This window comes from Pseudomonas sp. Irchel 3A18 (genome assembly GCF_900187465.1).
In the GTDB taxonomy this organism is placed as follows: domain Bacteria; phylum Pseudomonadota; class Gammaproteobacteria; order Pseudomonadales; family Pseudomonadaceae; genus Aquipseudomonas; species Aquipseudomonas cichorii.
Genome location: NZ_FYDI01000001.1, coordinates 291,743 through 305,224, shown reverse-complemented (window position 1 = coordinate 305,224; position 13,482 = coordinate 291,743). Strand labels below are relative to the sequence as shown.

10 protein-coding genes are annotated in these 13,482 nt (G+C 58.4%); 3 read left to right on the top strand and 7 right to left on the bottom strand.

Annotation, left to right across the window (positions count from 1 at the left end; all coding sequences use genetic code 11):
• Window positions 1–43 precede the first annotated feature (43 nt).
• Window positions 44–307, top strand: a complete 264-nt coding sequence (locus CKW23_RS01385; protein WP_025260717.1) for a DUF4404 family protein — start codon at window positions 44–46, stop codon at window positions 305–307.
• Window positions 308–349: 42 nt separating this feature from the next.
• On the opposite strand, the gene queF is transcribed toward CKW23_RS01385, so the two are convergent.
• The 4 genes from queF to CKW23_RS01365 all read right to left on the bottom strand — a co-directional run bounded on the left by queF (window position 350) and on the right by CKW23_RS01365 (window position 4,556).
• On the bottom strand, window positions 350–1,180 hold the full coding sequence (queF, locus tag CKW23_RS01380; protein ID WP_025260718.1) for an NADPH-dependent 7-cyano-7-deazaguanine reductase QueF: 831 nt from the start codon (window positions 1,178–1,180) through the stop codon (window positions 350–352).
• A 126-nt stretch (window positions 1,181–1,306) separates the two neighbouring features.
• Window positions 1,307–2,551, bottom strand: a complete 1,245-nt coding sequence (locus tag CKW23_RS01375; protein ID WP_025260719.1) for a lipoprotein-releasing ABC transporter permease subunit — start codon at window positions 2,549–2,551, stop codon at window positions 1,307–1,309.
• A gap of 63 nt (window positions 2,552–2,614) precedes the next feature.
• On the bottom strand, window positions 2,615–3,298 hold the full coding sequence (gene lolD / locus CKW23_RS01370; RefSeq protein ID WP_176767545.1) for a lipoprotein-releasing ABC transporter ATP-binding protein LolD: 684 nt from the start codon (window positions 3,296–3,298) through the stop codon (window positions 2,615–2,617).
• A gap of 7 nt (window positions 3,299–3,305) precedes the next feature.
• Window positions 3,306–4,556, bottom strand: coding sequence for a lipoprotein-releasing ABC transporter permease subunit (locus CKW23_RS01365; protein ID WP_025260721.1), 1,251 nt, complete (start codon window positions 4,554–4,556; stop codon window positions 3,306–3,308).
• Window positions 4,557–4,657: 101 nt separating this feature from the next.
• Between CKW23_RS01365 and CKW23_RS01360 the strand changes: the two genes are divergently transcribed.
• Together CKW23_RS01360 and CKW23_RS01355 are read left to right on the top strand one after the other, a co-directional pair.
• Window positions 4,658–5,245, top strand: coding sequence for a PilZ domain-containing protein (locus CKW23_RS01360; protein WP_025260722.1), 588 nt, complete (start codon window positions 4,658–4,660; stop codon window positions 5,243–5,245).
• A gap of 60 nt (window positions 5,246–5,305) precedes the next feature.
• Window positions 5,306–6,028, top strand: a complete 723-nt coding sequence (locus tag CKW23_RS01355; RefSeq protein ID WP_025260723.1) for a glycerophosphodiester phosphodiesterase family protein — start codon at window positions 5,306–5,308, stop codon at window positions 6,026–6,028.
• 42 nt (window positions 6,029–6,070) lie between these two features.
• Here the strand turns inward: CKW23_RS01355 and sthA are convergent, their stop codons facing one another.
• The 3 genes from sthA to CKW23_RS01340 form a co-directional block, all read right to left on the bottom strand.
• The gene (gene sthA, locus CKW23_RS01350) at window positions 6,071–7,465 is read right to left on the bottom strand and encodes a Si-specific NAD(P)(+) transhydrogenase (RefSeq protein WP_025260724.1); all 1,395 of its coding nucleotides are present in this window, start codon (window positions 7,463–7,465) and stop codon (window positions 6,071–6,073) included.
• Window positions 7,466–7,609: 144 nt separating this feature from the next.
• Window positions 7,610–8,629, bottom strand: a complete 1,020-nt coding sequence (locus tag CKW23_RS01345) for an FAD:protein FMN transferase (RefSeq protein WP_074568984.1) — start codon at window positions 8,627–8,629, stop codon at window positions 7,610–7,612.
• Window positions 8,626–13,203: a dermonecrotic toxin domain-containing protein gene (locus CKW23_RS01340; protein ID WP_025260726.1), complete on the bottom strand. Its 4,578-nt coding sequence runs from the start codon at window positions 13,201–13,203 to the stop codon at window positions 8,626–8,628. Before CKW23_RS01340 ends, CKW23_RS01345 begins: the two co-directional genes overlap by 4 nt.
• Window positions 13,204–13,482 lie beyond the last annotated feature (279 nt).

The following is a 13,482-nucleotide window of genomic DNA, read 5'->3' as shown; positions in this document are numbered from 1 at the left end:
TGCGAGAGTCCATGAAGCAGACTTATCAACAAAGGAGCACGCCATGCCTGCCCGCGAACTGCAAGAACAACTCAATACCCTGCGCGAGCAACTGGAGCACAATCCGCCGTTGTCCGAAGCCGAGCGTGACAATCTCCGTGAACTGATGGAACAGATTGAAACAAAGATCCAGCTGGAAAGCATGACTCAGGACGCCAGCCTGGCCGATGGCGTCAATCTCGCGGTAGAACGCTTCGAGCTGGAGCATCCTGCCATTGCCGGGACCCTGCGCAATATCGTGCAGACCCTGGGCAACATCGGGATCTGACTGCGTGTACAAAAAAGCCCGTCAAATGACGGGCTTCTCTGCTTACTGGCGCGCCAGTCGACGGTTATCGACCTGCAACGTTTCAGTACTGCGATACGGATTGATATCCAGCCCGCCACGGCGCACATAGCGCGCATAAACCGTCAGCCGCTCAGGCTTGAGCAAACGCTGCAGGTCGAGAAAGATCCGCTCCACGCATTGCTCATGGAAGTCCGAATGCTGGCGGAAGCTGACGATGTAAGCCAGCAGGCTCGCATGATCCAGCGCCGCACCACGGTACTCCACTACCACACTGCCCCAGTCAGGCTGGCTGGTCACGGGACAGTTGGACTTGAGCAAGTGACTGTGCAGGCTCTCCTCGATGACACGGGAATCGTCGCAGCGCAGCAACTCGGGTTGCGGATGGTCATAGCTGTCGATGCTGACATCCAGATCGTCGATACAGGCTCCCGGCAAGCTGGCCACACCTTCGCTCTCGATCTCGGCCAGACGGCTGATACGCACACCTACAGGCTTGCCCGCCGCTGCCGACAGGTCCTTTTCAAGGGTCGCCTGCAACTGCTCAGTGCTCTCGAAGGAGGTCTGGTTCAGCGAGTTGAGGTAGAGCTTGAAGGACTTGGACTCGATGATATTGGGCGAGTCAGCCGGGATGCTGAACTCGGCAATGGCCACCACCGGCTTGCCCGACGGTAGTAGCCAGGACAGCTCATAGCAATTCCAGAAATCAACACCCTGATAAGGCAACGTCTGAGCCGTCAGCCCCAGCTCGGCCCACTTCGCAGCGCGCGGAATCGGGAACAACAGGGATGGCGTGTAGGTGGCGATGTACTCACTGGACTTGCCCAGCGGAGAGTGTTCGGCTGCGGGATGCATGGCGATACCTGGAATCTCATGAATTAACCCGGCAAGTTTATAGGGTTTGCACCGGGCTTTCAGCTTTGACGCCTGCGCGCACTGTGACGCCCGTGCAGCAATGAATTCATTGCTGCACGGTATCGGTCATTCGTACCGCAGTGCATGAGCCGGCTGCACCTGGGCGGCGCGCCATGCGGGGTAGATGGTTGCCAGGAAACTCAGGATGAAACCGGCACTGCAGATCAGCACCACGTCCCCCCCCTGCAACTCCGAAGGCAGGTTGCTGATGAAATACACATCGGAACTGAAGACGTGCTGGCCGCTGACCCGCTCGAACCAGCCCACCAGACTGCTGACGTTCAGCGCAGCAATCACGCCCAGCACGCCGCCGATCAGGGTGCCGACGATACCGATCACCGTGCCCTGAACCATGAAGATCGCCATGATCTGACGCGGCGTGGCACCGATGGTGCGCAGGATGGCGATATCCGCGCCCTTGTCGTTCACCACCATGATCAGGGTCGCAATGATGTTGAACGCCGCCACGGCGACGATCATCAGCAGCAACAGGCCGATCATGGTCTTTTCCATTTTCATCGCACTGAACAGGCTGCCCTGGGTGTGGGTCCAGTCATCGGCACGATAATCGGCGCCCAGGCTCGAAGCGATGGCAGTGGAAACCTGCGGCGCCTTGTACAGATCCTTCAACGCCAGGCGCACGCCCTGCACCTGATCGGGCTGCCAGCGTTGCATCTGCGCGGCGTCGGCAATGTTGATCAGCGCCATGGAGCCATCCAGTTCGGCTCCCACCTTGAACACGCCTACTACGGTCAGGCGTTGCATGCGCGGCGTGATACCGCCCGGTGCGCTGCTGACTTCAGGCACGATCAGGGTCAGCTTGTCGCCCACGCTCAAGCGAAAGCGACGAGCCGTGATCTCGCCCAGCACCACGCCGAACTCGCCCGGCTTCAGGTCCTGCAGGTTGCCGCGAATGATGTGCCTGGTCACGATGGAAACCTGATGCTCAAGCGCAGGATCGATACCGCTGACCTGGATCGGCTGCATGGAGCCCTTATAGGACAGCATGCCTTCCATCTCGGTGATTGGCACGGCTGCCGTGACTTCCGGGTTCTTCAGGGACGCTTCTGCCAGGGATTTCCAGTCATCCACCGGCTTGACGCCAGCGATCATCGCATGGGGCACCATGCCGAGGATCCGTGAACTCATTTCACGCTGGAAACCGTTCATGACCGACAACACCACGATCATCGCCAGCACGCCCAGCGCCAGACCGATCATCGAGGTCATCGAGATGAACGAGATAAAGCTTTTACGACGCTTTGCGCGGGTATAGCGCGCGCCGATGAAAATGGATAACGGTCTGAACATTCGCGGAGCACCGTAGAAAAAGGTAAAGACCCCGACGCGATGACTTGCGCCGGGGCGGGTCAATCAGCCAGCGACCAGGCGACCGTCTTCCAGGCGCAGGATGCGGTCCATCTGCCGTGCCAGGTTCATATCGTGGGTCACCACCAGAAACGCAGTACGCGACGAAGTGCTCAGCTCACGCATCAGGTCCTGAATACCCTGGGCCGTGTGATGATCGAGGTTGCCGGTGGGTTCATCGAGCATCACCAGCCCTGGCTGGTTGACCAGCGCACGAGCAATCGCCACACGCTGACGCTCACCGCCGGACAACTCCGATGGCTTGTGCGCCAGCCGATGCCCCAGACCTACACGTTCCAGCAAAGCCGTAGCACGCTGGCGCGCTTCGGGAATCGGTGTGCTGCCGATCAGCAGCGGCATGCAGACGTTCTCCAGCGCGGTGAACTCGGGCAACAGGTGGTGGAACTGGTAGACGAAACCCAGCGCCCGGTTACGCAGCAGGCCACGGGCCTTTTCATTCAGCGCCGACAGCTCTTCCCCGGCCAGCCAGACGCTGCCCTCGGTAGGTGTATCCAGGCCACCAAGCAGGTTGAGCAAGGTACTTTTGCCCGAGCCCGAACTGCCGACAATCGCCACACGCTCACCCGGATGCAACTCAAGCTGCAGGCCGGACAGCACCACGACAGACTCCGGACCTTCCTCGTAGGACTTACCCAGGTTGCGGCAACTCAATACAGCTTTATCTAACATGCCCGACTCACTCATAACGTAACGCCTCCGCAGGCTGGGTGCGCGCCGCACGCCAGGCTGGATACAGGGTGGCGAGGAAACTCAGGGCCAACGCAGCACCGCAGACCTGGAACACATCCTGGGCCATCAGTTGCGAAGGCAGATAATCGATGAAGTACACGTCGGCGTTGAGGAACTTGTGGCCCATCAGGCCTTCAAGCGCCGAAATCGCCGAGCTGACATTGAGCGCCGCCACAATACCCACCGCCGCGCCGATCAGCGTACCGACCACACCGATCACAGAGCCCTGCACCATGAAGATGGCCATGATCTGTCTCGGGGTCGCGCCCAGGGTGCGCAGGATGGCGATATCGCCTTTCTTGTCGTTGACCACCATGACCAGCGTAGAAATGATGTTGAACGCCGCCACCGCAACGATCAGCAGCAACAGCAGGCCGATCATGGCTTTTTCCATACGGATCGCCTGATACAGGTTGCCGTGGGTGCGGGTCCAGTCGCGGGAGTAGAAGTTGTTCTCGCCCAGCTTCTGGGCAATTTCCCATGACGTGCGGGGAGCAGCGAACAAGTCATCGAACTTCAGGCGCAGGCCCTGGACCTGATCCGGCTTCCAGCGATGCAGACGCCCCAGATCCTCGAGGTTGGTCAGGCCCAGATAGCCGTCCAGCTCACCGGCGCCGACGTGAAAAATGCCGACCACTTCAAAACGCTTCATGCGCGGAAACATGCCCGCAGGCGTGACCGTGACTTCTGGAGCAACGAAGGTCAGCTTGTCGCCAATGCCGACACCCAGCTTGGTGGCGGCCTTGTCGCCGATCACGATGCCGAAACTGCCGGGCGCAAGGCTGTCGAGCTTCCCCTGTTTCACAAAGTTGTCGATGATCGAAACCTTGCGCTCCTGAGTCGGGTCAATACCGTTAAGCAGCACCTTCTGGACCTTGCCGTCGTTGGTCAGCAAACCCTGCATCTGGGTGAATGGCGCAACCGCCAGCACCTGCGGGTTTTCCTGGACTTTGGCAGCCAGGCCCTGCCAGCTGGCAATGGGCTCGCCCGATTCGATGGTGGCGTGAGGCACCATGCCCAGCACGCGGGTGCGCATTTCGTGATCGAAACCATTCATGACCGATAACACGACTATCATCACCACTACGCCCAGGGCGAGGCCGATGATGGACGTCAGGGAGATGAAGGAAACAAAATGATTACGTCGTTTCGCACGGGTGTAGCGCGTGCCGATAAATACAAAAAGAGGTCTGAACATGTAGGAATTGTTCGCAGGAATGGGGTCGTCCGTGTGGCGGGCCTTGACGTGCAGCTTTACACTCGAAACTCTCTGACCACAGCAGCTACCATGGGTTCGCCATGTCGACACTAGATGAAGAAGAACGCCGCGAATACTACCGTATCGAAGACAGCGTCGCACTGGAAATTAACCCCCTGTCTCAGGCCGACCAGGCCAGTCAGGAAGCCATGCGCGACACGTCGGTCCTGTTCGATCTGCTCAGCGAACTGCATGTCAGCGAGTTCGAATCCCAGCACCTGCTGCGTCAGCTCGACGAGCGTGACCGGGTGCTCAACAGCTTTCTCAAGTCGCTGAACAAGCGTATCGACCTGCTGGGCCGGGTTGTTGCCCATACCGCGCTGGGCAAGCTTGGCGCACCGCAGCCGGTAAAGCTTTCCGAAGGTGGCCTGCTGTTCACCTCAAACCAGAGCTACACCCTCGGCGAAAAACTGTCGATCAAGATGGTGCTGATGCCCCAGGCTTCAGGCCTGATGCTGAGCGCCACTGTCATTCACTGTAACACTCTGGAAAACGGCGAATTCGATGTAGGCACCGAATTCGTGGACCTGCCGGACGCCCAGCGCCAGTTGCTCGCACGCCATGTGCTGCAACGCCAGGCCCAGCAACGTCGTCAGGCGCTTGAACAAGGCAGCTTGCCCAAGGCCTGAGCCCGCTGCCTTGCACACATCACATTCATGTAATTGGCGCCTTCAAGGCCAGGAGTAATTGTGACGCTTATCTACGGCCACCGCGGCGCCAAGGGCGAAGCACCGGAAAACACCCTGACCAGCTTTCAGGAATGCCTCAAGCACGGCGTACGCCGTTGCGAACTGGATCTGCATTTGTCTCGCGACGGGGAGCTGATGGTCATTCACGACCCGACCCTCAAGCGCACCACGGATCGGCGCGGCAAGGTCAACGAACATCTGGCCGCCGACCTTGTGACCTACGACGCTCGCAAGGGCGGCCCCGGCTGGGTTTCGCCCTGCCCGATCCCGCATCTGGAAGAACTGTTCGAGAAATGCGACTTCGAGCACTGGCAACTGGAAGTCAAAAGCGCTTCACGCAATCGCGCCGCCAATACCGTGCTGGCGATTCGTGAACTGGCTCAGCGCCATGGCTTGCTGGACAAGGTGACGATCACCTCAAGCTCTCGGGAAGTGCTCCGCGCCGCCGTGGAGCTGACGCCGGACATCAGCCGTGGGCTGGTCGCCGAATACGCCTGGCTCGACCCGTTGAAGGTCGCCCAGAGCTACGGCTGCGAGATCCTGGCCTTGAACTGGACGCTGTGTACCCCGGAGCGTTTGCAGAAAGCGCAACGTCAGGGTTTGCATGTGTCGGTATGGACCGTCAACGAACCTGCGCTGATGCGCAGGCTCGCCGACTTCGGCGTAGACAGCCTGATTACAGACTTTCCCGGTTTGGCCAGCGCCACCCTCGAGAATCGCTGAAATCGGTCTCCCCGGCCGGCTCAGGCCACCGGCCGGAGCCGCTTAAAAAAGCCGGTTCAGACCATCGTAGGCCGCTACCCGATAGGCTTCGGCCATGGTCGGGTAGTTGAAGGTGGTGTTGACGAAATACTTGATCGTATTCGCAGCACCCTCCTGGTTCATGATCGCCTGACCGATGTGTACGATCTCCGAAGCCTGGTCACCAAAGCAGTGAACGCCCAGGACTTCCAGGGTTTCGCGATGGAACAGGATCTTCAGCATGCCGACCCGCTCACCGGAAATCTGCGCACGGGCCATGCCCTTGAAGAACGCCTTGCCCACTTCGTAAGGCACACGCGCCTGAGTCAGTTCATGCTCGTTCTTGCCGATCGAGCTGATCTCGGGAATCGTGTAGATCCCGGTCGGCACGTCGTTGACATAACGCCAGCTGCCGTTGTCCACCAGACTGCCCGCTGCCGAACGACCCTGGTCATAGGCGGCGCTCGCAAGGCTCGGCCAGCCGATGACATCGCCTGCGCCGTAGACATTCGGAACGCTGGTGCGATAGCTCTCGTCGACTTCGATCTGGCCACGACCGTTGGCCTTGAGGCCGATGTTTTCCAACCCCAGCTTGTCGGTGTTGCCGGTGCGACCATTACACCAGAGCAAGGCGTCGGCCTTGATCTTCTTGCCGGACTTGAGGTGCAGGATCACACCGTTATCCAGGCCTTCGACCTTTTCGTATTCTTCGTTATGGCGAACCATGACGTTGTTGTTGCTGAAGTGATAACTCAGCGCCTGGGAAATTTCCGAATCCAGGAAGCTCAGCAATTGATCGCGGTTGTCCACCAGCTCGACCAGCACACCCAGGCCACTGAAGATCGAGGCGTATTCACAGCCGATCACGCCAGCACCATAGATGATCAGCTTGCGCGGGGTATGACCCAGGCTGAGGATGGTGTCGCTGTCATAGATACGCTTGTGATTGAAGTCGATATCGGCAGGGCGATAAGGGCGCGAACCGGTGGCGATGATGACCTGGTTGGCCACCAGCTTTTCGACGACGCCGTTGGCGCATACCACGTCGATGCTGTTTTCGTCGGAGAAACTGCCGGTGCCGAAGAACACATCCACACGGTTGCGGGCGTAGTAGCCGGTACGCGAGGCCACTTGCTTGGAAATGACGATTTCAGCGTTCTTCAATACATCCGGAAACGAAAACCAGCGCGGCTCGCCAATGGCCCGGAACATCGGGTTGGTGTTGAAGTGGATGATCTGCTTGACCGCATGACGCAATGCCTTGGAAGGAATCGTGCCCAGGTGAGTGCAGTTGCCGCCGACCTGCCGACGACTGTCGACCATCGCAACCTTGCGCCCCGCCTTGGCGGCATTCATTGCCGCTCCTTCTCCGGCTGGGCCGGAACCCAGTACCACTACGTCGTAGTTGTAGACAGCCATGCGTACTCCTTTAGAACATACCGAGGCGCCACTCTGGCATCTCTGGCTAAATCACGGGGCCCAGTCTAGCGCTGCACCAAGGGGGCGAACATTACCCCTTGGTCGCGTTGAAGGCCACTCTTGTCTGCAATCGATCATTCAGGCTCACTGCGCCTGCACAGCACATAGCTGATCGAACGCCGGGTTGCTGCGAATGATAAAGCGCTTATCGGCACGAATCACAAAAAAAGCAGCAATTTGATGCTGTTGTGCGTAATCCCAGCCTCGCTTCGGCCCCAGAATCAACAGCAGTGTGGACAAGCCATCGGCCATCAGCGCCGAAGGATGAATCACTGTCACCGATGCCAGGTCATGACTCACCGGCGCTCCGCTCAGCGCATCGAGAGTATGGGAATAGCGATGCCCTTCATACTCGAAGTAATGGCGATAATCACCGGACGTCGAAACACCACAACCGTCCAGGGCAAAGATCTTCTGCGCGATCTGCTGATCGTCACGAGGGGCTTCTAGGGCAACCCGCCACGCCGAACCATCGGGCTTGCGCCCTTTTACCTTCAGTTCGCCGGTGACCTGCACCATATAGTCATGTACGCCCAGTTCATCGAGCCGTGCAGCAATGCGGTCCACCGTATGGCCGGCAGCCATGCTGCTCAGGTCTATCTCAACGTCGGAATCCTTGCACAAGCGCCGGTTATCGATGCTCAGGCGTCGATAACCCACTCGCTCACGAGCCCGGGCCAGTTCCCGTGCCGTCGGCACCTGCTGGACGCGGGACTGGGGGCCGAAGCCCCACAGATTCATCAAGGGCAGGACCGTCAGGTCGAAAGCGCCTTGCGTTTCACGGGACAGATGCTCGCCGACGCGCACCAGATCCAGCACCGCAGGCGGCATGACCTGGCATTGACCGGCCGCCATGACATTGAATCGCTCGATATCCGAGTCGCTGCGCCAGGTGGACATCTGCTGATCCACCTCGGCCAGGATCGCCTCGACCTCAGGCTGGACAACACGTATATCGGGCTGGCCCGGATGGCGCACATAGCTGACCGAATAACCGCTGCCCATGGTCGGCCCACCAAAGTTCTGCAAGACAGGCCCGGAATCACAACCGGCCATGACACCGGAAAAAAGCACAAACACCACCCGGCCCAGCCACACCCTCATGGAGCCAGCACCAGAAACAGGCGCTGGGCGGTGTCCTTGCCGATAGCACTGCGATAGATATTGACCACGTCCTTGGCCCCTCCCGAATTTCTGATCAGTGACTTGTAACCGATCATCCGCTGCTCGGGCAATTTCAGATGAGCCGCCGTGAATGCCTGCGCAGCATCGGTTTCGTTTCGATAATGAAAATGCGCCCACCAGAGCAAGCGATTGTCCTTGTCACGAATGGCATATTCCTGAAGAAAGTCATCACGCCTGGCACCCGACATGTTTTTCCTGCCGTCGAAAGAGGAAATGTTGATTTCGCCCTGTCGATGCAGATAGCTGATGCGGGCGGCTGTCGGTGGCTGCGCCTTGATCATCGAGATACGCAGGCTGCGACCCTCGGCAATCAAACGGGCAGCGGCATCACGCAATTGCCCCGCACTTTCGCTCAATTGCCCGGACAGGTTTTCCGATGTCGCCGCGCTATCGGTCATTTGCTCGGCAAGGGCCGTCAACTTGCCAGCCCTCATGACAAGGATATCTTCGATGTCTTCAGGCTCGTACGCTCGTGTCGCTTGCAGACGAGCCTTTTCGAGTGCGGGCTCCACCTCCAGCAGCAATGCCCGGGCACGTCTTTGCAGTTCACCTGCCGATGTCGGCCGCACACCGGGCGTCGGCTTTTCAGGTTTGATGGTCTGGATTTCCACCCACTCGCCATCGGCATGCCGATGCCACGAGCTGATGACCTGGCCAGTCTGCGTATTCATGATGTCGGCGACTTCGCCGGTAAAATCCTTCTCATTGCGACGTACATGCCCGACAAGGGAACGATGACTGCGCGTCCTGATGACTCGCTTGTAGGGCTGCTCGACCCGTGGCACATATTCAACCATCGCAGGCGGAGGCTCGACGTTTTCCTGAATCAACTTCGCCAGTTGGGCTTGAGTTCTCTCGCACAGCGCATTCAACTCGGTCCTGAAGTTCTCGAGGTACTGGACTTGATCATCCGCGAACAAACCGACATCAACGTCGTCAGCAATCCCCTTGGCCTTGTGGTACTCGCGCAAGACACTTTCCAGAACATCGATTCGCTCGGTCAATGAATAGTCGTTGGGCCTTTCAAGCTCTGCATGAGAAGCGAACGCGCCATTGAGCCCCATGTCATTACGCAACTCCTTGAAAGGGCGAAACTCTTCATTGATCTCGATGTGCTCCTTACTGAAACACAGCTCCAGGTACGACATCATGTGCTGGAATTGCCACTCCAGACCAGAGAACAGCTTGCCTTGATACAGAGTCGTAACCTGCTTGCGCCAATACTCTTCGCCCACCTTGGGCACTGCGCGCAGTTTCTCCCAGAGCGATTCGCGAATCTGCGACCAGTGCATGCCTTTTTCCTGCCTGCTCAGCAGCGACTTGAACATATTCAGATAGGTTTCGATGTTCTCATCCGAAACCACGCTTCCGGTCTTGGCCATTTTCGCAATTTCGGTATTGGCAACAATGCCGTTTTCAGCCGCCAGTCGGCCTTCCAGAAACTCCAGATAAATCGTGACCCGTGCAATATCCTGCGCCATCTGCCGCTCAGGAGGTCGATCCCCGACTCTCAACTGCTCCCACAGGCTCATCCGCTGCTTCAATAGCTCGACCTCATCGCCCATTGCCCCTTCGAGACGGTCGAAAAAAAGCTGTCGCACCTCACCGGTGGCCGTATTCAGATGCGTGTTGTAGCCCGTGATCCTGGTCACCAGATCCGTTTCACGCACATCAAGTTCTGCCAGACTCTGATTGATACGGACCAGGTTTTCTGCATTTTGCTGAGCCAGCTTGCGAATGTTTTTCTTAGGCCCGCCACCGCGCAGATGCAGTGACAAGTCCAGGTGCCAGCCTTGACCATCGTGCCTGAGCCACGGACCGGGCACCGATGGATTGTCGGGGCGTACGACTCGTACTCCATCCTCTTCGACCGTCACCCGAAACAGGTCGCTGCCGACTCTTGCCAGCCAGAGGCCATTGAAGCTGTAGAGACCGGCATTCGCTCCCGAGGCAATGGGTTCTCCGGTAACCGTTGCAGGCCAGACCTTGAATTTTTCCAGCTCAAGACGCTGCGCCCCGCTGAGCCGGCTGCCGGGTTGCGACCAGGAAAAATCGAGAGCCGTCCAGGTATCGCTCAGCGGAATGCCAGCAATGGAAGGAGCCTGACGAACGATTACAGGGTCGGCCGCCACAATCGGCTCCGCCATCATCCGATTGCCTGCAATCATGTTCACGGACGCCAGGGTATTGGGAGAAATCCCGGAATGCAGCAATACCAGCGAGATATTGAGCAGCAACTCGGCAAGCTGTGCCGCCCCCCCTTCATCTGCCGAAACCGGCCTGGCAAGTTGCTGGTTGATACCGGACAACAATTGCGCGAGCCACAAGGCATTGGCAACCGGCCCGCTGAACAGCGGCAACACCGTATTAAGCACCAACCAGCCGCCTTCCTTGAACAACGCCCAGCGGCTTTCAGCGTTGGAAACAGCGTTGCGGTCTGCCAGTTCGATCAGCGCCCGGGCATTGGCCTTGAAAAGACCGGACATGATGTCTCCCTTGAGTACATCCGTACCGAGCACGGCTGGCAGGGGTTTTTCCAGCGGCGCGAAATCCGAACCCTGGCCAAACCAGATGATGTGCGGTTCATCGAAACCGCCACTGGCATAAACCGGACGCGCATTGTCACTCAGCCAGACCAGTATGTCGTTTTGCAAGGCTCCGGGTTGTCTGACCGCCGCCAGCAGCGCCGACCAACTGGCAAACTCGGTCAGTGGCTTACGGGCAAAAGGCCGATAAAGCACATGCGGGCCGACAGCCGTGTCCAGCGGGCCTATCACGAACATATTGCCCACCACATCCGGCTGATGGCCCGGCTGACGAACGAAAGCCAATGGTCGCAGGACTATGGGCTGAATGCCCACACGCCGCTCGGACACGATCGTCTGCATGATGGCGCAGACCGATTGATAACCCTTCTGACTCAGTTCGCCCTTGATCTTCTGCTCAAGCGCCTGCAAAGGCAGTTGCAGACGCAATTGACCGGTAAACAAAGCCTCACGCCGTTGCGCCTCGGCGGCGTCAGTCACCAGGTAGCGCTTGAGCAGATCCGGGTAGACCTGGCCGATATCGACCCGCACGGTGAGTTCTTTCAGATAATCCGCCGTCAGCCAGTGCGGCAATGGCTTGCCATCGGTACGCTGGACCTTGATTTCCCCTGCCGGGAGCCCGGAGAGGTTTTCAAGGGCAAACTCGGGAAATGTCATGAGCACCGGATCAACGCTACCCGTTGCAAAAGGCTGTCCTCCTGCCGGCACTGCGGCGGCAGTGACCTTATCGACCCGCACTTGAATCTGATGGGGCAGAAAGTCCACTCTATCAAGGTGATCCTGAGCAATGGCGACAGCCAGAGAGCGGGATGCAAACTCAAGAATAGGCGGCAGCCCTTCATTGAAGGACTTGCCTCTGGAACGCTTCTGGGTCACCGCCAGGGCACTCATCAAACGGCTGTAAGCGTTGCGATCCGCTTCTTGCGCGTTTTTCATCCACAGTGGCAAACGGTCTATGCCCAACGCCGGGGGTTGACCGGGCGCCAGATCGGTCGACTCGAAGAGCGCGCACACATCGGTCAGTGCCGCCAGTAAATGCTCCAGACGATCCAGATCGTAGGCCTGGCTACTCTTGAGGCCCTGTATGCCCACCAACTGGTTTTCCAGCAATGCCATGGCCAGAACACTGAAAATATCGTCTTCGGGCTCATGAGCGGTCCACTGTACGTCCAGTTGCCCGCTCTGATCATCCAGCAGATGCGCCAGACTTCGCTCCCAGGCACTGATCGTCGACCAGCTCTGGCAGCGCCCCGACAACTGATACATTAAGACCTGCTCGCTGCCCTTGGCACCGTTGAACATGACCAGGGTCGGCAGTATCACCGACTCGGCATCCGGCCCGTTGATCTGCAGACGAACAATACAAGTGCGTGGCAACGGCCGCTTTACAGCCAATCGTTCGCGCTCGGCCTTTTCCGGAAAAAGAGCAACATCGTGCAACCAGGCACGAGCCGTGGACTCTTCGGGCCGCGCAGACGTTGCGCCCAGTTCATCGAGCAATGCCTGCTTGATCTTGAACGCCAGCCAGTCCCAACGACTGCTGCAATCGACACGCTCGCCACTGCACTCGCTCCAGTAATTGACCAGTGCCTGCTTCAGGTTCTCGAACAAACCGAGCGCCAATCGATTTACCAGCGCACCGATGGCGGCCATGTCTACCGGCAATGGACCTGAAGCCCCCAGCAGAACATTCAGCGCGTTGGTCCACTTCACGCTGGACTGAGCCGAGAAATGTTCCAGCAGGCAATCGATAAGGTCCCGAGACTCGCCCAGGGCAGACGATGAGGTGGCGACTGCGATCGGGGTATGGGAAACGACCGCAACCTGCGGATCGATGTGCAGCGCTGGATAAAGCTCACGCAACCCCTGACGCAAGGTGGCGGTAGCAACTGCGCGCAAGGTAGGCCGCGCTGCAAATTGTTCTGCAACATCGAATGCAATAGTCATATGAAATCCAGCTCACTTGTTTGAATGGCTGCCCTTCAAGCCAAAAGCCCGGGCGCTATCTCAATGAGCTAAAGCCATATGCACCCTTCGCGAGGCATAAACAAATACCGCGTGCAGTCATTACCCAGCATCCACTGCAAAACGACTGCTGCGTGACATGAAGCTGTTTTAGGTCTAATTTACACATGCAGTTACAATTATGCTGAGGACGCGGGCTTGAGCCTTCGCCACTGCAAAGCAGGACATAAATACAACGATCCCCGAGCTAGACAGCCTAAG